Below are 19225 nucleotides of genomic sequence, written 5' to 3'. Positions count from 1 at the left end.
CTGGCCGGCACGAGGTCGGGCGGGATTACGCCGCCAGCACTTTTTCCAACGCCTCGGCCAGCATCTCCGAAGTCACCGGCTTGCGCACGAACCCGTCGAACCCCGCCTCGACGGCCAGCGGTTCGGCTTCGGCATCGGCGCGCGCCGTGACCGCCAAGAGCGGCATGACGTGGCCTTGCGCACGCAACTGCCGCGCCAACTCGAAGCCATCCATGCCCGGCAGATCGAGATCGAGCAGGGCGACATCGAAACGCGTGGTCGCCGCCTGACTCAGGGCGGCCAGGCCATGCGCCGCATGGCTCACCGCATGGCCCTGCGCCCGCAACAGGCCACCGACCACATCGGCCACGGTGGCGTCGTCCTCCACCAGCAGCAGCGACAGCGGCCGCAACCGGCCTCCCGCCACGGCCGCGGTTTTGGCCGCCCGCGTGTCCCGCGCCGCCACCAGCGGCAGTTCAACCCGGAAACGGGCGCCCTGCCCAGGCGCGCTGTCCACGTCGATCCGCCCACCCATCATCGCTGCCAGTTCCTGGCTGATGGCCAGCCCAAGGCCGCTGCCACCGTAACGGGTACTGGTGCGCGCGCCTTCGGCCTGCTCGAAGCGACGGAACAGCCGCTGCCGCTGCTCGTCGTCGAGACCCGGGCCGGTATCGCTGATTTCGATCACCACGCCCTGTGGCGACAGCGCTGACAACGACAGCCGCACTTCGCCGCGCTCGGTGAACTTGATGGCATTGCCGAGCAGGTTGAGCAGGATCTGCTCGACCCGGGTGCGATCGCCGTGCAACCCGCGTGGGGTGGCCGCGTCGAGCACCCGCCGGAAGCCCAAACCTTTGCGTTCGGCCATCGGCCGCATCAGCCCGGTCACATCGTCGATCAACTGGCGGAAATCGAAATCCGCTTCGGAGAGCTCCAGCTTGTCGGCCTCGATCCGGGCCAGGTCGAGCGCATCGTTGACCAGCCGCAAGAGATGCCGGCCGGCGCGATGGATGGCATCGACCTGGCCGCGCTGACGGGCGTCCATCGGCGAGGATTGCAGCAGCTCGGCCATGCCGAGCACCCCGGTCATCGGCGTGCGGATCTCGTGCCCGAGAGTGGCGAGGAAGCGGGTCTTGGCCTCCGAAGCCTGCTCGGCCAGTTCCCGCTGCTGCTCGGCCAACCGCCATTCGTTGCGCCGGCGCAGGCGTTGCCGCCAGCTACGCGAACCCAGCAAGACCGCCGCCAGCAGCGCCAACAGATAGGCCAGCATCGCCGGCGGGGCACGCCACCACGGCGGCGTCACGGTGAATTCGAGGCGTTGCTCGTCGGCTACGTTGCCATCGGCATCGCTGGCGCGCATGTGCAGCACGTAGCGGCCCGGGCCAAGCCCGGTGAAGATGCGCTCGCCCAGCGCCCCCTGCTCCACCCAATCGCGTTCGAAGCCATCCAGTCGGCTGCGATAGCGGATCGCTCCCGGGTCGTCGAAAGCCAGCAGGTGGCCGGTCAGGCGGATTTCCCGGTCATCGGGGGCGAAGGTGAGATTGCCATCGTCCACCCGGCTCACCCAGCGCCCCGCCTGACGCACATCGATGCCGTCGATGCGCAAGGTCACGGGATGCGCCGGCGGGTCCGGGTAGCGGGTGTCCACCAGTACCACGCTGCCGACGCTGGTGGGGGCCGCCAGCATGCCATCGGGCGAAAACGCCAGGGCGCGCTTGGCGAACTCCTGGCTGGACAAGCCGTTGGCGATGCCATAGCTGCGCAGGCGGCGGCGCGCGGGGTCCCACAGAAACAAGCCGCGCTGGCTGGTGAGCCAGACCCGGCGGCGGTCATCGACCCTCAACCCTGCCGCCTCCAGCGCCGGCAGGTCGCGCCCGGCCAGCACCCGGGCAACGCGCCGCCATTGCCCACCGATGCGGCGGTACTGTTCCAGCCCATCCAGCCGGTGCAGCCAAAGACTGTCGGGACCGTCGAAATCGAACCCGAACACCCGGTTGCCGGCCAGCCCGGGAGGCGTCACCACCCGGCCCGTGGCCTCGTCCAGCCAGCCCAGGCCAAAGCCACCGGCGATCCACAGCCGCCCTTCCCGGTCGAGGCGCAGCGCTTCGTTGTCGCCATCGCCCAAACCACTGTCGCTGCCGATGGGGACATTGCGCAGCACCCGACCGCTGACGATGTCGCGCTGCTGCAACCCGCCCCCCTGTACCGACAGCCACAGGGTATCGCCCGGCCCAGCGCAGATCATGTCGATAGCGCCGCCCTGGGGCACCGGAGCGACGGGGCTTCTGCGGTGCCAGTGGTCGATGCGACCCGCACGATCGATCCTGAGCAGGATGCCACGGCCATCGCCCAGCCACAGTTGGCCTCGCGCATCCTCAAGGAATCCACTGGGCTTGGCTTTTTGCAGTTCGCGTTCGTAAGTGGCCTTGTCGATGCGATCGAGCAGACTCTCGGCAACGCCCTGTCCATCGACCCGCTCGACATGGCCATCGGTACCGGCCACCCAGACCCCACCATCGCGCGCCGGCGTGACGGCGCGATAGCTCTCGCCCGCCAATCCCGGACCGCTCGTACTGTGGCTCAGCTCGGCGATCCCGCGCCAGTCCGAGCGCAGATAGCCAAGCCCGACGCCGGGAATCCCCACCCACAGCCCGCCATCGGGTTGCAGGCGCAACGCCATGAACGGGCGCATGAAGCTGTCCTTCAGCAAGTTGACCGGCAACGGGATGCTTTCGTCGTCGCGCACCCGCCACAGCCGGCGCTGGCTACCCAGCCACATCACACCCTCGTGGTCGCGCACCATCGCCACCACCGCATTCGGCCGCTCGAACATGTCGGCCCAGGGCAGGCGCAGCCAGCGTCCGTCGGCTTCTCGACGGAACACGCCACCGGCGCTGCCCACCCACAGCCGGCCGCCCTCGGCCAGCAGCGAATAGACGATGCCCGGCACGGTTTCGCCCGGCAGGGGCTGGGCCACCATGCGTTGGCCATCCCACATCGACAGGCCATCAAGACTGCCGATCCACAGCCGCCCCTTGGCATCCTTCGCCAGCGACAGAACCGGCTGGGTGGAGAGCCCCGGCAATTGCCGCAACCGCCATTTCTCCGGATCGTCACCATGCGCATCCAGTTGGTAAAGGCCGGCGTTGGCGGTGCCGAACCACAACGTGTCGCCGTGACTGGCGATGCTATAGATGTCGTTGCTGCCCAGCATCGGGTGGCTCTCCCGGCGCACGGTGGTGAAGCCGCTGCGCCCCGGCCCCAGCATGCTGAGGCCGCTGAACTCGGTGGCCACCCATACCCGGTCGCGGGCATCCACATGCACGGCCTGCACGATGTTGCCGGGCAGGGAGCGTGAATCGCGCGGGTCGTGCCGCCAGATGCGGAAGCCATTGCCGTCGTAGCGCGCCAGGCCATCGAGGCTGCCGATCCAGACGAAACCGGCGCGGTCGACATCGATGACGTTGAGCTGGGTCGAAGGCACGCCATCGCGCGAGCCGAGCACGCGCAGGTGCGGACTCTCCGGCACTTTCGCCGCCGCCGGGGCCATCGCCATCCAGGCAAGGCAGGCAATGAAACCGGCGATGATCTTTCGCATGGCGACCTCCCCGCCCGACTCCCCAGGTGGCGATCCTGGCGCGTGAACGCATTCAGCGCAAGCCGATCGTCCGCCCAGCGCCGGCAGTGGCGATGCCGCGCCCGGGCCGGCATGGGGCAAACCTGGCACCGGCCCCTCCCGGCCACGCGCCAGATCAGACCTGATGTCCGCCCTTCCGGGCAACGCGCCGGACCTTGGCCCGCCGCGCCAAGGTTCCAGGTGAAAGCGTCCCCACTTCCTCATCGCCCAGAACCTAGAATAGGCAACGCCCAATTCGTTCGAGAGCCAAGTCATGAGCCTGCGCAACACCGCCACCCAATGGGGTTCCATCAGCAAATCCTTCCATTGGTCGATCGTCCTGCTGCTGCTCGGCCAGGGCGTTCTCGGGCTGGTGATGGGCGATTTCGGCCGCGAACTACGCAGCCAGCTGGTACCGCTGCACAAGTCAATCGGCATGCTGATCCTGCTGCTGGCGCTCGCCCGCCTCGCCTGGGCGCTGGGCGCGGGCCGGCCGGGCGCGGTGCCCGGGGTCAGCTTGCTCAACCATCGTCTGGCCGCGCTTGGCCACGTCGCGCTCTATCTGCTGCTGTTGACGGTGCCGCTGTCGGGCTGGCTGCTGTCGGACTGGGCCGGGCGGCCGGTCGACTTCTTCGGCCTGTTCCGGTTCCCGGCGCTGGTCGGCGAAAACCGCGACCTGCGCGAACTTGCCGGCGAGTTGCACGAAATCCTGTTCTGGCTGCTGACCGTGGCCGCCGCCGGCCATGCGCTGGCGGCGCTCTACCACCACTTCTTCAAGAACGACGACACCCTCAGGCGGATGCTGCCCGGCCGCCGCGGCTGATTCAGGCCACCTCGCGCAGCCATGCCGCGACCTGCGCGGGATCGAACGGCCAATCCAGCTCGCTGCCGCGCCGGGCGTCGCGCAGCACCGGCACGCGCAGGCCATAGCGCGACGCCAGCGCCGCGTCGTCATCGATGAAGACGCTCTCGAATTCCGGCAGGCGCGCCGCAGCCAGCACCGCCAGCGCTTCGTCGCACAGGTGGCAATCGTCGCGTTGGTAGAGGATCAGGGCCATGCGCGGGCGTCGGGTGCGGTGGAGGATCGCGCCTAGAATAGCGATCCTCCCACAGCAGCCGCATCCATGGCCGTCAGCGTCTTCGACCTTTACAAGATCGGCATCGGGCCCAGCTCCTCACATACGGTCGGGCCGATGCGGGCGGCGGCGCGGTTCGTCACCCATCACCTGAAGCGGCCGGGCAAGCTGGCGCGCGTGGCGCGTCTGCGCGCCGAGGTGTTCGGGTCGCTGGCGCTCACCGGGCGCGGACACGGCACCGACAAGGCGGTCCTGATGGGCCTGGAAGGCCACCGCCCGAACCGGATCGATCCGGACATCATTCCCGAGGCGCTGGAACGCATTCGCTCGACCCGGAAGATCCGGCTCGACGGCGAACACGAGATCGGCTTCAACGAGAAAACCGACCTCATCATGAACAAGCGCCAGAAACTGCCCTTCCATACCAATGGCATGCGTTTCATCGCCTACGACGGCGAAGGCAACGAACTGGCGAGCCGCGATTACTATTCGGTCGGCGGCGGCTTCGTGGTCAACGAGGACGAAGCCGCGGAAGACCGCATCGTCGCCGACACCACCGAGGTGGCGCACCCCTTCTCCAGCGGCGACGAACTCCTGGCGCGCACGCGCGACACCGGCCTCGGCATCGCCCAACTGATGCTGGAGAACGAACGCGCATGGCGCGGCGACGAGGAGATCGTCGAGGGTCTGCGCGAGCTGTGGGTGGCGATGCAAGACTGCGTGGCGCGCGGCATCCGCGAATCCGGCACGCTGCCCGGCGGCCTGCACGTCTCGCGACGCGCGCCGACGTTGCACGCCGAACTGCGCTCGCGGCCCGAGGCCGGCATGCGCGACCCGCTGACCATCCTCGACTGGGTGAACCTCTACGCGCTGGCGGTCAACGAGGAAAACGCCGCCGGCGGCCGGGTAGTGACCGCGCCCACCAATGGCGCGGCCGGCATCATCCCGGCGGTCTTGCACTACTACGACCGCTTCATCCCCGGCGCCAACGAGCAGGGCGTATTCGAGTTCCTGCTGACCGCCGCCGCGGTGGGCATCCTCTACAAGGAAAACGCTTCGATCTCCGGTGCCGAAGTGGGCTGCCAGGGCGAGGTCGGCGTGGCCTGCTCGATGGCCGCGGCGGGGCTCACCGCCGCACTCGGCGGTACGCCCTCGCAGATCGAGAACGCGGCGGAAATCGGCATGGAACACAACCTGGGCCTGACCTGCGACCCGATTGGCGGGCTGGTGCAGATCCCCTGTATTGAACGCAACGCGATGGGCGCGGTGAAAGCCATCAATGCCACGCGCATGGCGATGCGCGGCGACGGCAAGCACAAGGTCAGCCTGGACAAGGTGATCAAGACCATGCGCGACACCGGCCGCGACATGCAGGACAAGTACAAGGAGACTTCGCGCGGCGGGCTGGCGGTGAACGTGATCGAGTGTTGAAAACGGGCCGCCATCGCGCGGCCGGCCGGTTGCACTCCGGTAAATTTTCCGCACCGCACAATACGGCCCCGAATCCACCCGCCTTGCGCAATCATCCATCCTTTTCCAGCCAATGAACGCCTCGCTTCTACTGCTCTCCGCCTTCTTCGCCCCCAGCCCCCTCTTTCCGCCGCCGCCGGCCATGCCGCAGCCCCCGGCCATGCCTCCGCCGCCCATCATCTCCCCGCCACGGATGGATTGGCCGGATTGGCCCGCCGACCCGCCTTACCGCACGCTCGCCGGTCGGCTGACCTCGGCCTATGGCTGTCTCGACATCGGCATGGACAGCCGCGTCGGCGAAACCCGGCGCGGCCGCAACGTCATCGCCTGGCCCTGCCATGGCCGCGACAACCAACAATGGTCTTTCGATCACGGGCTGTTGCGCAGCCGTGCCGGCCGCGGCAACTGGTGCCTGGATGTCGATTTCAACAGCCGCATCGGCACCAACGGCGCCGGCCGCAACGTCATCGCCTGGCCCTGCCACGGCGACGAAAACCAACGCTGGGAACTCTTCGGCGGGCAACTCATCAACCATACACGCGGCGACAAGTGGTGCCTGGACGTGGCCCTGGGCGCACCGACCACGTTGAACGGCCCGGGCCGCAACGTGGTGGCCTGGCGCTGCAACGGCGGGCGCAACCAGAAATGGCGCTTCAGCCGCTGAGGGTCAGCCGCAATACGTCGTCGAGCAGCGCGGCGGCGGTGACTTCCGCCCCCGCGCCCGGCCCCTGGATCACCAGCGGCTGCGCGCGGTAGCGATCCGACCAGATCGCCACCCGGTTGTCGGTACCACCGCCGGCCGCCAGCGGGTGCGCGCGCGGCAACGCCTCCAGGCCAACGCTGGCCTCACCATGCGCGTAGCGGGCGATGAATTTCAGTACCTCGTCATTGCGATACGCCTTGGCGTAACGCTGGCGCAGCGGCTCGTCCAACACCGGCAGCGCGGCGTCGAGCCGCGCCAGCGGCAACGATGCCAACGCTTCGGGCACCAGCGACGCCACCCGCACCGCATCCGCCTCCAGTTCAACCCCAGCCGCACGGGCGAGGATGACGATCTTGCGGCGCACGTCCTCACCGGACAGGTCGTCTCGCGGATCCGGCTCGGTATAACCGGCATCGCGCGCTTCCCGCACGAAACCGGAGAACGGGCGCATCCCGTCGTAATGATTGAACAGCCACGCCAGCGATCCCGACAGCACGCCAGCGATGGCATGGATGCGGTCGCCACCGGCCCGCAATTCGCGGATCGAACGGATCAGCGGCAGCCCCGCGCCGACCGTGGCGCTATCGCCATAGCCGCCACCGCCGTCGGCGGCGGCCTGACGAATCGCGCGCCAACGCGAAAGCGCCGTGCCCTGCCCCAGCTTGCAGGCGGTGACGACATCCGCGCCGGCCGCCAGCCAGTCGGCGTGGCGGGAAGCCAGGACATCGCTGGCGCTGGCGTCCACCACCACGTCGCCACGGCCGAAGCGCGCGGTGGCCAGCCACTGGCCGTCGCGCGGCGCGGCGGCGGCGCGCAGATCGCGCAGGCACGGCGCCGCATCGCCATCGGCATCGACCTCGCGCCAGCCGCGCGCATTGGCGATGGCGCGAATCGCCGGTACCGCGACGCCCGCCGCGCGCAGCCGCGCATGCCGCTCGGTGAAGGCGCCGCCGACGGTGCCGGTACCCAGCAGCACCAGCCGCTTCGGCAGACTCATGCGTCACGCGCCGCTTCGGCCCGCGCCAGGGCGGCGGCGAGATCGGCCAACAGATCGCCGGCGTGCTCGATACCCACCGACAGCCGCAGCAGCCCATCGGAAATCCCGGCGGCGTGGCGCGCTTCCGGGCTCATCGCCGCATGGGTCATGGTGGCGGGATGGGCGATCAAGCTTTCCACGCCGCCCAGCGATTCGGCCAGGGTGAAGTATTCCAGCCCCGCCACGAAGGCGCGCACCGCGGCTTCGCCGGCCAGTTCGAAAGACAGCATCGCGCCGAAACCGGACTGCTGAGCCGCGGCGATTTCGTGCCCCGGATGGGTGGCCAACCCCGGCCAGTGCAGCGCGCGTACCGCCGGATGGCCATCGAGCAGCTCGACGATGGCGCGGGTATTGGCCTCGTGCACGGCCAGGCGCGCGGGGAGCGTGCGCACGCCGCGCAGGGTGAGAAAGCTGTCGAACGGCGAGCCGGTCAGGCCGAGCGCATTGCCCCACCAGGCGAACTGTTCGGCAAGCGCGGGTTCGCGTGCGATCAACGCGCCGCCCACCACGTCACTGTGGCCGTTGACGTACTTGGTGGTGGAATGCAATACCGCGTCGGCGCCGAAGTCCAGCGGGCGCTGCCACAGCGGCGAGAGGAAGGTGTTGTCCACCACGCTCGAAGCGCCCGCCGCTTTCGCCTCGCCCACCACCCGGGCCAGGTCGGTGATGCGCAACAGCGGGTTGGAAGGCGTTTCGATCCACACCAGTTTCGGCCCACAGGCGAACGCGGCGGCGCGCGCGGCGGCGTCGGTGAGATCGGCGGTGATCAGTTCGAACGCGCCCTTCTTCGCCAGCGCATCGAACAGCCGCCAACTGCCACCATAACAATCGTGTGGCACCACCAACGTATCGCCAGGCGCCAGCAGCGCGTTCAGCGCCAGGGTGATCGCGCCCATGCCGGTGGCGGTGACGACACCGCCGGCGCCGCCTTCCAGCCCGGCCAGCGCATCGGCCAGCAGGTCGCGAGTCGGGTTGCCGCTGCGAGTGTAGTCGTAGCGACGTTTGTCGTCGAAACCGGCAAAGCTGAAATTGGAAGACAGCACGATCGGCGGCGTCACCGCGCCGAAGGCGGTATCGCTGTCGATGCCGGCGCGCACGGCGCGGGTGGCGATGTGGTTTTTCTTCTCGTGGCTCACAGCTCAGGCATCCAGGGCGGCGGTCAGGGCGGCGGAAATCGCCGTGGTTTCTTTCAGGAAAGCATCATGGCCGTAGCGTGAGGCGATCACCTGCAACCAGGCGTCCGGCGCGCGCACGGCGAGTTCGGCCAGGTCCTCGCGTGGCACCAGCAGGTCGCTATCGACGGCGATCACCGACAGCGGCACGCGCACGCGCTCCGGCTCGATCCGGTGCAGGTCGATCGACTGCGACAGGCGCACGTAGGAGGCGGCATCGAAACGCGCCAGCACGCGCTGGCCGCAGCTTTCCAGGTAATCCTCGGCCGGGCAGACCGCGCGCGCCTCGCGCAGTTCCACCGGCGCGGCGAACCGTTCGGCGAACTCCGCCGGCGTACGATAGGACAGCATCGCCAACTGCCGCGCCAAGGCGAGACCGGCGCCGTCATCGCCCAGGGTCACGATCTTGCGCTGCACCGAGCGCAACGCACTCGACCACGGATGCGGGCGATGCCCCCCGCTGATGGCGACCAGCGCTCCCAGCTTGCCGGCATGACAGGCGGCGAAATGCAGACCGACCATCGCGCCGTAGGAAGCCCCGATGAAAGCGTGCGCGCGTGGCAGGTCGAGCGCCGCGATCACCGCCGCCAGCGCATCGGCCTGGTCAGCGCTGTCGATGGCGACATCGAGCCCATCGCCATCGCCCAGCCAGTCGATCGCCAGCACACGGTGACGGCCCAGCAGGCCGGCCTGCGCCTGCCACCAGCCGGGGGCGGCATCCAGTTCGTTGGCGATGACGTGGCGATGCGCCGAGATGCCGCCGGCGACGATCAGCAACGGCGCATCGGCGGGGCCGGACAATTCCCAACGGATGGCCACGTCGCGCTCGCCGGCATGGCGCAGCGCCAGCCGGCAACGATGCACGCCGCGCAGGGCCAGAGGCTCGGCCGCGGCCGCGCCGACGAAACGGCAGGCGGCCTCGTCGTGGGAAGAATCAAAGGAAGCGGCAACCAGGCTCATGACGGACTCCGAAGTGAGTCGAGTCCTGCGGTTGCGGATGTCGGGCGGCATGGGGCGCGGCTCGACCATCTGCGCGGCGACGGCGTCACCGCAGGAATTGGCACCTTCGGGAAACCCCCGGGTTGCCTCGGCATCAAAGGGCCTGTCCCTCCGCCGATCTCGATGGATGGGCGCAGTCTGCCCGCGCCATCCAGCAAAGTCAATCGCTTTATTCGGATGAAACGATCAATATCCCATCCGGGCGATACTGATCGCCATGCACCGATGCAACGCCCCCGCCGCCGCCCGCCACCCACGCTTGGCCCGCCCCATCCGTCTGGCGCTGAACTGCCTGCCGTGGCTGCTGGTCACGCTGCCGTTGGCCGCGCCGGCACAGTGGATCGGCTGGCCGCCGGAAGCGCCGCCCGCCACGCCGGCGGCGGATTCCCCGCCCGCCCCCGAGGTAAGCCTGCGCATCCTGGCGCTGACCGACGCGCGCGAGGTGTGGGTCGACAATGCACTCTCAGGCCCCGTCGAGGTACACGTCAACGCGAAACAGCCGGTGCCGGGCCTGCCCATCCAGCGGCTGCTGCCACGGCGCGGCGCGTATCGCATCGCCCGCCTGCCCGGTGGCGGCGCGCTGCGCCTAGAACTCCTGGCCGTGCCCGGCGCACCCGGCGCGCGCGCGCACGACATCGCCTATCGCTTTCCGCTGCGACTGCCACAGCCGCGCATCGGCCAGCCGCCACAAGGCGCCTTCAGCCATGCCGATGCGGAAAACCGCGAGGCGATCGATTTCGTCGCGCCGGTCGGCACGCCGGTGATCGCCGCCCGCGCCGGCACGGTGATGCGGGCCGAAGGCCGCTTCGGCGACACCCCCGGCCGGTTCGATCAAGCCAACTTTCTCCGCATCCTGCACGGCGACGGCAGCATGGCGGTATACGCCCACTTGCAACACGGCAGCCTGCAAGTGACGCCAGGGCAATGGGTGGAAACCGGGCAAGTCATCGCCCGCAGCGGCAATTCGGGCTATTCCAGCGGCCCGCACCTGCATTTCGCGGTGCAGGTGAACACCGGGCTGCGGCTGGAGTCGGTGCCCGTGCGCATCCTCGGCCACGAGGGCGAACTGCGCCTGCCCCACATGGACACGCAGCATATGCCGGGCAATTCCACCGCCGGAAAATGACATGCTGGACATGCGGCCAAACTGCGAATGCCGCCAACGCGACCTTCCGCCCGACTCGGCCCGGGCGCTCATCTGCTCGTTGGAATGCACCTTCCGCGCGGACTGCGTCCACGAACGGCTGCAAGGCGTCCGCCCGAACTGCGGGGGTGGTTTCTCGCCACGCCCAGCCGGGCCAAACCACCGGTTGGCCCAGTACCCGGCGTCCACCCAGCGCATCGTGCGTGACGAGGATTGCCCCGCACCGCTTCAGCGATAACGCATCCACACCGGATCGAGCCGGGCAATCCGCCGTGCCGCCGGGCAATCGGCGCGATGCGCCCCGGGAAGATAGCCCAGACTCATCAGGAACTCACCGACGATCTCGCCGCCGACGAAACGGAAATCACGCTTGAACAACGCGACCCATTCGGCCTTGTTGCGCGCCCGGCCCTGCAACTCGACATGCGCATCCAGCCATTCGGCGAATCCACCATGCGCGTCGCGCAAACGCTGAATCACCTTCGCATTGTGGATGGCCGCCCCCACCTTCAAACGGTTGCGGACGATCCCCACGTCGCCCAGCAGGCGCGCGCGTTCAACCTCGCCATAAGCGGCCACCTTGTCGACATCGAAACCATCGTAGGCGCGGCGGAAGCCTTCACGCTTCCTCAGCATGGTTTCCCAACTCAATCCGGCCTGGTTGATTTCCAGCAACAGCCGCTCGAACAACACCGCCTCCCCGCGTTCAGGCACACCGTACTCCTGATCGTGGTACGGCCCGTGCAAGGGGTGGCCGGGGGCGATATCGCAATAACTGGACATGGCGGAAGGGTAAGGCCATTGGCCGTATAATCGCCGCCCTCACCGACTTATCCGCAGGCGCCCGCACGCCGCGTTCAGCATGTCCGAAATCCAACAGGAAGCGGCCCGCCGCCGCACCTTCGCCATCATTTCCCACCCCGACGCCGGCAAGACCACGCTGACCGAAAAATTGCTGCTCTTCGGCGGCGCGATCCAGATGGCCGGCTCGGTCAAGGGCCGCAAGGCCGCGCGTCACGCGACGTCGGACTGGATGGCGCTGGAAAAGGAGCGCGGCATCTCCGTCACCAGCTCGGTGATGCAATTCCCCTACGCCGGCAACATCGTCAACCTGCTCGACACCCCCGGCCACGCCGACTTCGGCGAGGACACCTACCGCGTGCTGACCGCGGTGGATTCCGCGTTGATGGTGATCGACGTCGCCAAGGGCGTGGAGGAGCGCACGATCAAGCTGATGGAAGTCTGCCGGCTGCGCACCACGCCGATCATGAGCTTCATCAACAAGCTCGACCGCGAGGGCAAGAACCCGATCGAGCTGATGGACGAAATCGAACACGTACTGAAGATCCAGTGCGCCCCGGTGACTTGGCCGATCGGCATGGGCAAGCGCCTGAAGGGCGTGGTGCATCTCATCACCGGCGAGGTGCATCTGTACGAAGCCGGCAAGAACCACACCCGGCAGGATTCCACCATCTTCGCCTCGCTGGACGCCCCGGGCGTCGAGGCCGCCATCGGCGCCGACATGCTGGCCGAACTGCGCGAGGAACTGGAACTGGTCGAAGGCGCCTCGCACCCCTTCGACCGCGATGCCTACCTGCGCGGCGAACAGGCCCCGGTGTTCTTCGGCTCGGCGGTCAACAACTTCGGCGTGCAACCGCTCCTGGATTTCTTCGTCCAGCACGCGCCGATGCCGCAGCCACGCGCCACCACCAGCCGCGAGGTACAGCCCGCCGAGGCCAAACTCTCCGGCTTCGTGTTCAAGATCCAGGCCAACATGGACCCGCAGCACCGCGACCGCGTGGCCTTCATGCGCATCTGCTCGGGCAAGTTCAGCGCCGGCATGAAAGCGTTCCAGCCACGCACCGGCAAGGACCTCAAGCTCGCCAACGCACTCACCTTCATGGCCAGCGACCGCGAGATCGCCGAGGACGCCTGGCCGGGCGACGTCATCGGCATCCACAACCACGGCACCATTTCGATCGGCGACACCTTCACCGAGGGCGAGAACATCGCCTTTACCGGCATCCCCAACTTCGCGCCCGAATTATTCCGCCGCGCCCGTCTGCGCGATCCGCTGAAGCTTAAGCAGTTGCAGAAGGGACTTGCGCAACTTTCCGAGGAAGGCGCCACGCAGTTCTTCCGGCCGCTGATGAGCAATGACCTGATCCTGGGCGCGGTCGGCGTGCTGCAATTCGACGTGGTCGCCTACCGGCTGAAGGACGAATACGGCGTCGACGCCAGCTTCGAGCCGGTGACGGTCGCCACCGCGCGCTGGATCAAATGCGACGACGCCAGAAAACTGGAAGAGTTCCGCGAAAAGAACGCGGTGAATCTCGGCGTCGACGCCGCCGGCCAACTGGTCTATCTCGCCCCGACCCGGGTCAACCTGCAACTGGCCCAGGAGCGCGCGCCGGACGTGCAATTCCTCGCCACCCGCGAACACGCGCACGCCGAGCGCATCGACTGACGCCCGCCCGACCACCGGACGAAGCGCCACGCCGAAGGCGGGCGCCCATGCCCCCGCATACCGGAGACACGAAATGGCAGTGCCGCAAAACCGACGGGAATTGCTGGACGCGATCACCTCGACCTACCGGAAATTGGCCGGCGAACTGGCCGGCATCCCGGCCGGACACGCCCGCCAGGCAACGATGGAAGGCCATGCCCGGGGCACATCGATGAGCGTGGCCGACCTGGTGGCCTATCTGATCGGCTGGAACCTGCTCGTGCTGAAGTGGTGCGACGCCAAGGCCCGCGGGCTGCCGGTCGATTTCCCGGAAACCGGCTACCGGTGGAACGAGCTCGGACGTCTGGCGCGGAAGTTCTATGCCGACCACGCCGGCCAGGACTACCCGGCGCTGTTGCGGCAATTCGCGGACGTGCATGCCCGCATCCTGGCGCTGGTGGAAAGCGAAACCGACGCATCGCTGTACGGCGCGCCCTGGTACGAAAAATATCCCCAGGGCCGGATGATCCAGCTCAACACGTCCTCGCCCTACGCCAACGCGCGGGCGCGGCTGCGCAAGTGGAAGAAGGCCAACGGCATCGTCTAACTTTTCCGCCTCATCAGCATTCATACGACCCGATCGATGCGCCGCGCCGCTCCTCCGGGGCGTGAACATGCGCGAGGACTGAACGTAGCGAAGCAACGAATGCCAAGCCCGATTGCGCAACGCAACATCCCTGTATGCTCGGCACATGACCCCACCCCATACCTCCGCGTACTCACCCGAAGAGGAACGCGCCAACGTGCTGACCCACGGCCTCGGTGCGCTACTGGCGCTCGGCGCCGGGCTGACCATGGTCACAACGTCGGTCGCACGCGGCGGCAATGCCTGGCAATGGGCCTCGGCGATCGTGTTCAGCGCCTCGATGCTGGCGCTCTACCTCGCCAGCACCGCCTACCACAGCGCGGTCGAAGCGCTCAAGCGCGCCCGGCTGAAGATCGTCGATCACTGCGCGATCTACCTGCTAATCGCCGGCACCTATACGCCGTTCACCCTCACCGTGCTGCGCGGCGGCCCGGGCTGGACATTGTTCATCGCGATCTGGTCGCTGGCGGCGGTCGGCATCGTGTTCAAGCTGTTCTTCACCGGCCGCTTCAACGTCGTTTCCACGCTGGTGTATATCGCGATGGGCTGGCTGGTCATGCTCTACGCCAAACCGGTTTACCACGCGCTGACCGGCTGGCAATTCGGCTGGCTGCTGGCCGGCGGCATCGGCTACACGCTGGGTACCGGGTTTTATCTCAACAAGCGCGTGAAGTATTCGCACGCGCTCTGGCACCTGGCCTGCATCGCTGGCACGGTCTGCCACTTCGTGGCGGTGTGGGCGCTGGTAGTGCCGGACTGAACCAACCGCCCGGCAACTCAACCCGCGATGTAGTCCTGCAAATGGCGCAGCTCGGCGCGCTGCGCCGCGATCACCGCCTTGACCAGGTCGCCGATCGACACGATACCGACGACCTCCTTGTGCTCCACGATCGGGAGATGGCGGATGCGCTTCTCGGTCATCACCTGCATCGACTGGTCGATGCTGTCGCCCAGCCGCCCGCAGACTACCTGATGGCTCATGATCTCGCTTACCGGCGTGGTGGCCGAGGTACGCCCCAGCAACACCACCTTGCGGGCGTAATCGCGCTCGGAAAGGATGCCGACCAGCCTGCCCTCGTCCATCACCAGCACCGCGCCGATGCCCTCCTCGGCCATCAGCCGCAGCGCGTCGATCACCGGGGCCCCGGGCGCGATCCAGACCACCCCGGGTTTGTTCTTGGCTTCAAGCAGATGACGCATCTGGCGCATGGCCGCTCCTCGCTTCGGAACCGCCGCCAGCATACCCCGCGTCCGCCCCGGGCCGCCAATCGGCCACCAAGTACAACGGCCGCCGCTTGACCTCGGTGTAGAGCCGGCCCAGATATTCGCCGATCATCCCCAACGCGATCAGCTGCACGCCGCCAAGGAACAAAATCACCGCCATCATCGTCGGCCAGCCGGCCACGCGATCGCCATACGCCAATGCCTTGCCCACCACGAACACGCCATAGCCAAACGCGACGAACGCCGTGGCGATGCCGAGATAAGTCGCCACCCGCAGCGGCACGGTGGAAAAACTGGTGATGCCCTCCAGCGCGAAGTTCCACAGCTTCCAGAAATTGAACTTGCTCTTCCCGGCCACCCGAGCCTCGCGCTCGTAGGCGATCTCGGCACCATTGAAACCCACCCAGCCGAACAGCCCCTTCATGAAACGATGGCGTTCGCGCAGCTCGCGCAGGGCGGCCAACGCGCGTGGCGAAAGCAGGCGGAAGTCACCGGTGTCCTCGGGAATCGGCGTGCGCGAGAGACGACCGATGACACGGTAGAACATGGAAGCGGTGGCGCGCTTGGCGAAACTTTCGCCGGCGCGCTCGATGCGGCGACCATACACGTTGTCGCAGCCTTCGCGCCATTTCTCGACGAAACGCGGGATCAATTCCGGCGGGTCCTGGGCATCGGCGTCGAGGATCATCGCCGCCCCCTCGCGCACCTGGTCGAGACCAGCGGTCAGCGCCGCCTCCTTGCCGAAGTTGCGCGACAGCCGCAGCAACGCCACCCGCCGGTCTCCCGCGGCCAGCCGCCGCATCGTCGCCCAGGTGCCATCACCGCTGCCGTCGTCGACATACAACACGCGCGCCTCGATGCCATCAAGCCCATCCAACACCGGCATCAGACGCGCATGCAGCAACGGCAACGCCTCGGCCTCGTTGAATGCGGCCACCACCACGGTCAGGCGCATGCTCATTCCAATTCCCCCAGATAGGACGGGCCGCCGATGTAGCCCATCTGCCGCTGGATCGCACGCGCGCGCCGCTGTACGTAAGGGCCGGGCTTCGCCACGCTGTAACGCTTCGGGTTGGGCAGCACCGCCGCCAGACGCGCGGCCTCTGCCGGCCTCAGGCGCGAGGCATCGCGGCCGAACCAGGTGCGCGCGGCGGCCTGCACGCCATATACGCCATCCCCGAACTCGGCGACATTGGCGTACACCTCAAGGATGCGCCGCTTCGGCCACAGGCGCTCCATCCAGAAGGTGTAATACGTCTCCAGCCCCTTGCGCAGCCAGCGGCTCCAGCCGGAACCGCTCCACAGGAACAGGTTCTTCGCGGTCTGCTGGCTGATGGTGCTGCCGCCGCGGATGCGCTTGCCGCGCTCGTTGGCGGCGCGCGCCCGTTCGATCGCCTTGAGATCGAAGCCACTGTGTTCGGCGAACGTCTGGTCCTCCGACGCCACCAGCGCCACCGGCACCGAAGGCGACATCCGGCCAAGATCGCGCCACTGGTAAGCGAGGCGGAAGCCAAAATCGCCACCGCCCCAGGCCTGCGCCAGCCGAATCGCCATGAAACTGGAGAAAGGCGGATCGATGACACGAAGCGTCGCCACCTGCAAGACCGGAAACGTCAGGGCGAAAGCCGCCAGCCACGTCGCCCACCACAACCAGCGGCGACGGCGGACAGGTCGTGCATCTTGCGCTTGGCTCACTTCGCCCCCACTTTTCGCTGCATTGATGGCGCATTATCGGCAAGAAACGCCCGCGCCGCCGCCGCGAGAACCCGATGCCCCTGCCCCCCGACACTTCCGCCGGCCATGACGACCGCCTCACCCGCTTCCTGCTGCCCGAGGCCGGCGTGCGTGGCGCCCACATCCGCCTCGGCCCCGCCTGGCGCGAGGCCATCGCCCGCAGCGACGATCCCGGCCCCCTGCGCGACCTGCTCGGACACGCCATCGCCGCCACCGCCCTGCTGAGCGCCCACGCCAAGGTCGATGGCCGGCTCTCCCTGCAACTGCGCGCGCCTGGCGCTTTGCGCGGCCTGTTCGCCGAATGCACCGCCGCCGGCACCGTGCGCGGGCTGGCCCGGCCGGCCGAGGACGCCACGCCCGAACAAACCGCCGAGGTGGCCCGCGACCTGCGCCGCAGCGGCGATGGCGCCCTGATGGCCATCACCATCGAGAACCCGACCCTCGACGGCAACCCGATGCGCTATCAAGGCCTGGTACCACTCGACAGCCCCGACCTCGCCGGCGCATTGGAGCATTACTTCCGCCAGTCCGAACAACTGCCCACCCGGCTCCTGCTCGCCGCCGACGACCGGCACGCCAGTGGCCTGCTACTGCAAAAACTGCCGGGCGACGAAGCCGACGCGGATGGCTGGAACCGCATCGAACAGTTGTTCGCCACACTGGGCGGCGACGAGTTGCAGACCCTCGATGCCCATACCCTGCTGCACCGGCTGTTCCACCAGGAAGTATGCCAATGGCTGAGCGAGCGGTCTCTGGCCTTCGGCTGCTCCTGCTCGCGGGCGCGGGTCGAGGACGTGCTGCGCACCCTGGGCATCGACGAAGCCCGCAGCGCGGTTGAAGCCGGCCACGCGGGCCGCGCCGAAGTCCGCTGCGAATTCTGCGGCCAACGTCACTTCTTCAATGCCGACGAGATCGAGGCCCTGTTCGCCGCCCCATCGGCCAACAGCGAGCCACCGGCGCGGCTGCAATGAAGTCCACACTCCGGCCTCATCACGTTCACATCCGACCCGACAGAATGATTGTTAAATAAACATAAATCAGGTATGTTGAAACCGTTACCGGAATGGGGAACTTTCCGGTTGGGGCAAAGTCAATCGATCACGCATGAAACACCGTCACCTTCCCATCCTAATGCTGGCGATATCGGCTGCCCTCGCGGGCGGGTCTGCGGCCGCGCAGGTGAAACGTCACGATGTGACCGTACTGCCCATCGTCAACAGCAAGAGCGGCAAGGTGGAAGGCGCGATCGCCCTCGAACCGACCGGCCAGCCCACCAACGCCGCCCGCTGGCGTTTCGGCAGCAACACCCTCGAATCCGCCTTCGGCCTGTCCTCCGGCCAGTCGCTGGCTCTGCTTTGCGATGGCAACGGCGGCATCCCCAACCGCATGGACCGGCTATCCGCCAGTTGCGCGCTCGGCACCATCGGCCCGACCACCGCCAGCGCGACCTACGGCAACCGCAGCAGCCGCATCGGTATCGCCCTCGGCAAGGGCGGCGGCAACCTTCTGAACTGGCTGACCGCCGGCCAGCGCGGTCGGATCGACCAAAGCGACATCGCCCTCTTCGCCGAATACAACATCGGCCGCAGTGGCATGGTATCGATCGCCGGCACCACCGCCCGCGCCCGCTTGATGTCGGCAGCCGAACTGCCGCACACACTCACCCAGTGGAACAGCTTGGGCCTATCGGTCGGCGGCGGCATTGGCAACTTCCGCGCCAACATCTTCGGGCGCGTGATCGAAGTGCCCGGCCAACCCGGCAAGTGGACAGGCTTCGGTGTCGGCCTCACCTGGCGTACCCCCTGGAGCGGGCAACTCAGCGTCGGCGCCGAGAACGTCGTCACCCGCGGTCGCAACCCCTTTGCGCCTCAAAACAGCAAGAACGAAGACGAAGGCACGGTACCGTATGTACGGTATCAGCAGGATCTTTGAACCCTGCTTTCCATTTCTGTCGCACTGCACCTCCCAACGGCTCTGTCC

Annotated in this window: 19 protein-coding genes and 1 riboswitch; of the genes, 10 read left to right on the top strand and 9 right to left on the bottom strand. The window is 67.8% G+C overall.

The genetic code is table 11. From position 1 onward, the window contains the following. Positions 1-25: 25 nt before the first annotated feature. Positions 26-3577, bottom strand: coding sequence for a hybrid sensor histidine kinase/response regulator (locus EBB59_RS11685; RefSeq protein WP_158601796.1), 3552 nt, complete (start codon positions 3575-3577; stop codon positions 26-28). A 292-nt stretch (positions 3578-3869) separates the two neighbouring features. Here EBB59_RS11685 and EBB59_RS11680 point away from each other — a divergent pair, with 292 nt between their 5' ends. After that, a complete protein-coding gene (locus EBB59_RS11680) occupies positions 3870-4418 on the top strand; it encodes a cytochrome b (protein ID WP_122102340.1) in 549 nt (182 codons plus the stop codon). A gap of 1 nt (position 4419) precedes the next feature. Here EBB59_RS11680 and EBB59_RS11675 read toward each other — a convergent pair whose 3' ends face one another. Further along, positions 4420-4653, bottom strand: coding sequence for a glutaredoxin family protein (locus EBB59_RS11675; protein WP_122102326.1), 234 nt, complete (start codon positions 4651-4653; stop codon positions 4420-4422). A gap of 66 nt (positions 4654-4719) precedes the next feature. On the opposite strand from EBB59_RS11675, the gene EBB59_RS11670 reads away from it, so the two are divergent. Both EBB59_RS11670 and EBB59_RS11665 read left to right on the top strand, forming a co-directional pair. Then, positions 4720-6102 carry an L-serine ammonia-lyase gene (locus EBB59_RS11670; protein WP_122102325.1) on the top strand — a complete coding sequence of 461 codons (1383 nt, stop codon included), beginning with the start codon at positions 4720-4722 and terminating at the stop codon, positions 6100-6102. Between the two features lie 112 nt (positions 6103-6214). Next, a complete protein-coding gene (locus tag EBB59_RS11665; protein ID WP_122102324.1) occupies positions 6215-6805 on the top strand; it encodes an RICIN domain-containing protein in 591 nt (196 codons plus the stop codon). Here the strand turns inward: EBB59_RS11665 and EBB59_RS11660 are convergent. The 3 genes from EBB59_RS11660 to metX are packed head-to-tail and all read right to left on the bottom strand — an operon-like array spanning position 6795 to position 10012. Next, positions 6795-7841 carry a homoserine dehydrogenase family protein gene (locus tag EBB59_RS11660; RefSeq protein WP_122102323.1) on the bottom strand — a complete coding sequence of 349 codons (1047 nt, stop codon included), beginning with the start codon at positions 7839-7841 and terminating at the stop codon, positions 6795-6797. The genes EBB59_RS11665 and EBB59_RS11660 overlap by 11 nt on opposite strands. After that, positions 7838-9016: a cystathionine gamma-synthase gene (metB, locus tag EBB59_RS11655; RefSeq protein ID WP_122102322.1), complete on the bottom strand. Its 1179-nt coding sequence runs from the start codon at positions 9014-9016 to the stop codon at positions 7838-7840. Before metB ends, EBB59_RS11660 begins: the two co-directional genes overlap by 4 nt. Positions 9017-9019: 3 nt before the next feature. Next, a complete protein-coding gene (metX, locus tag EBB59_RS11650) occupies positions 9020-10012 on the bottom strand; it encodes a homoserine O-succinyltransferase MetX (protein ID WP_122102339.1) in 993 nt (330 codons plus the stop codon). Positions 10013-10074: 62 nt separating this feature from the next. Then, a riboswitch (SAM riboswitch) is annotated at positions 10075-10181 on the bottom strand. An 87-nt stretch (positions 10182-10268) separates the two neighbouring features. Here metX and EBB59_RS11645 point away from each other — a divergent pair. Further along, positions 10269-11177 (top strand): M23 family metallopeptidase, encoded by a 909-nt coding sequence (locus EBB59_RS11645; protein ID WP_122102321.1) that lies wholly within the window; start codon positions 10269-10271, stop codon positions 11175-11177. A 1-nt stretch (position 11178) separates the two neighbouring features. Further along, on the top strand, positions 11179-11433 hold the full coding sequence (locus tag EBB59_RS11640; RefSeq protein ID WP_122102320.1) for a DUF1272 domain-containing protein: 255 nt from the start codon (positions 11179-11181) through the stop codon (positions 11431-11433). Here the strand turns inward: EBB59_RS11640 and EBB59_RS11635 are convergent. Continuing rightward, positions 11424-11978 (bottom strand): DNA-3-methyladenine glycosylase I, encoded by a 555-nt coding sequence (locus EBB59_RS11635; protein WP_122102319.1) that lies wholly within the window; start codon positions 11976-11978, stop codon positions 11424-11426. The genes EBB59_RS11640 and EBB59_RS11635 overlap by 10 nt on opposite strands. A gap of 79 nt (positions 11979-12057) precedes the next feature. Between EBB59_RS11635 and EBB59_RS11630 the strand changes: the two genes are divergently transcribed. The 3 genes from EBB59_RS11630 (at position 12058) to trhA (ending at position 15047) form a co-directional block, all read left to right on the top strand. Next, positions 12058-13662: a peptide chain release factor 3 gene (locus EBB59_RS11630; RefSeq protein WP_122102318.1), complete on the top strand. Its 1605-nt coding sequence runs from the start codon at positions 12058-12060 to the stop codon at positions 13660-13662. A gap of 73 nt (positions 13663-13735) precedes the next feature. Continuing rightward, positions 13736-14248: a ClbS/DfsB family four-helix bundle protein gene (locus EBB59_RS11625; protein WP_122102317.1), complete on the top strand. Its 513-nt coding sequence runs from the start codon at positions 13736-13738 to the stop codon at positions 14246-14248. A gap of 145 nt (positions 14249-14393) precedes the next feature. Then, positions 14394-15047: a PAQR family membrane homeostasis protein TrhA gene (trhA, locus tag EBB59_RS11620; protein WP_122102316.1), complete on the top strand. Its 654-nt coding sequence runs from the start codon at positions 14394-14396 to the stop codon at positions 15045-15047. Between the two features lie 17 nt (positions 15048-15064). Here trhA and EBB59_RS11615 read toward each other — a convergent pair whose 3' ends face one another. Genes EBB59_RS11615 through mtgA form a run of 3 tightly spaced genes read right to left on the bottom strand, consistent with a single transcriptional unit; the run spans position 15065 to position 17206 of the window. Beyond that, entirely contained in the window at positions 15065-15496 is a 432-nt protein-coding gene (locus tag EBB59_RS11615) for a CBS domain-containing protein (protein ID WP_122102315.1), read from the bottom strand. Further along, complete coding sequence (locus EBB59_RS11610) at positions 15471-16472, bottom strand: glycosyltransferase family 2 protein (protein ID WP_122102314.1); 1002 nt, start codon at positions 16470-16472, stop codon at positions 15471-15473. The genes EBB59_RS11615 and EBB59_RS11610 overlap by 26 nt, the downstream gene beginning before the upstream one ends. Beyond that, positions 16469-17206: a monofunctional biosynthetic peptidoglycan transglycosylase gene (gene mtgA / locus EBB59_RS11605; protein ID WP_122102313.1), complete on the bottom strand. Its 738-nt coding sequence runs from the start codon at positions 17204-17206 to the stop codon at positions 16469-16471. Before mtgA ends, EBB59_RS11610 begins: the two co-directional genes overlap by 4 nt. Before the next feature lie 74 nt (positions 17207-17280). Here mtgA and hslO point away from each other — a divergent pair, with 74 nt between their 5' ends. Both hslO and EBB59_RS11595 read left to right on the top strand, forming a co-directional pair. Further along, positions 17281-18216 (top strand): Hsp33 family molecular chaperone HslO, encoded by a 936-nt coding sequence (hslO, locus tag EBB59_RS11600; RefSeq protein ID WP_122102312.1) that lies wholly within the window; start codon positions 17281-17283, stop codon positions 18214-18216. A 160-nt stretch (positions 18217-18376) separates the two neighbouring features. Further along, positions 18377-19177, top strand: a complete 801-nt coding sequence (locus EBB59_RS11595) for an XOO1806 family protein (protein WP_170156558.1) — start codon at positions 18377-18379, stop codon at positions 19175-19177. Positions 19178-19225: the final 48 nt, after the last annotated feature.

The organism is Solilutibacter pythonis, from assembly GCF_003697345.1.
GTDB classification, from domain to species: Bacteria; Pseudomonadota; Gammaproteobacteria; order Xanthomonadales; family Xanthomonadaceae; genus Solilutibacter; species Solilutibacter pythonis.
Note: the sequence above shows the minus strand (reverse complement) of the source record. Positions and strands in the feature narration are given on the sequence as shown.

What these genes read in the sequence shown, in the direction of transcription:
- EBB59_RS11595 (WP_170156558.1), top strand. Translation starts at nt 18,377, where the DNA reads ATGCTGGCGATATCGGCTGCCCTCGCGGGCGGGTCTGCGGCCGCGCAG.
- EBB59_RS11625 (WP_122102317.1), top strand. Translation starts at nt 13,736, where the DNA reads ATGGCAGTGCCGCAAAACCGACGGGAATTGCTGGACGCGATCACCTCG.
- hslO (WP_122102312.1), top strand. Translation starts at nt 17,281, where the DNA reads ATGCCCCTGCCCCCCGACACTTCCGCCGGCCATGACGACCGCCTCACC.
- EBB59_RS11610 (WP_122102314.1), bottom strand. Translation starts at nt 16,472, where the DNA reads ATGAGCATGCGCCTGACCGTGGTGGTGGCCGCATTCAACGAGGCCGAG.
- EBB59_RS11635 (WP_122102319.1), bottom strand. Translation starts at nt 11,978, where the DNA reads ATGTCCAGTTATTGCGATATCGCCCCCGGCCACCCCTTGCACGGGCCG.
- EBB59_RS11645 (WP_122102321.1), top strand. Translation starts at nt 10,269, where the DNA reads ATGCACCGATGCAACGCCCCCGCCGCCGCCCGCCACCCACGCTTGGCC.
- EBB59_RS11640 (WP_122102320.1), top strand. Translation starts at nt 11,179, where the DNA reads ATGCTGGACATGCGGCCAAACTGCGAATGCCGCCAACGCGACCTTCCG.
- EBB59_RS11670 (WP_122102325.1), top strand. Translation starts at nt 4,720, where the DNA reads ATGGCCGTCAGCGTCTTCGACCTTTACAAGATCGGCATCGGGCCCAGC.
- EBB59_RS11680 (WP_122102340.1), top strand. Translation starts at nt 3,870, where the DNA reads ATGAGCCTGCGCAACACCGCCACCCAATGGGGTTCCATCAGCAAATCC.
- trhA (WP_122102316.1), top strand. Translation starts at nt 14,394, where the DNA reads ATGACCCCACCCCATACCTCCGCGTACTCACCCGAAGAGGAACGCGCC.
- EBB59_RS11685 (WP_158601796.1), bottom strand. Translation starts at nt 3,577, where the DNA reads ATGCGAAAGATCATCGCCGGTTTCATTGCCTGCCTTGCCTGGATGGCG.
- EBB59_RS11615 (WP_122102315.1), bottom strand. Translation starts at nt 15,496, where the DNA reads ATGCGCCAGATGCGTCATCTGCTTGAAGCCAAGAACAAACCCGGGGTG.
- EBB59_RS11665 (WP_122102324.1), top strand. Translation starts at nt 6,215, where the DNA reads ATGAACGCCTCGCTTCTACTGCTCTCCGCCTTCTTCGCCCCCAGCCCC.
- metX (WP_122102339.1), bottom strand. Translation starts at nt 10,012, where the DNA reads ATGAGCCTGGTTGCCGCTTCCTTTGATTCTTCCCACGACGAGGCCGCC.
- EBB59_RS11675 (WP_122102326.1), bottom strand. Translation starts at nt 4,653, where the DNA reads ATGGCCCTGATCCTCTACCAACGCGACGATTGCCACCTGTGCGACGAA.
- EBB59_RS11660 (WP_122102323.1), bottom strand. Translation starts at nt 7,841, where the DNA reads ATGAGTCTGCCGAAGCGGCTGGTGCTGCTGGGTACCGGCACCGTCGGC.
- EBB59_RS11630 (WP_122102318.1), top strand. Translation starts at nt 12,058, where the DNA reads ATGTCCGAAATCCAACAGGAAGCGGCCCGCCGCCGCACCTTCGCCATC.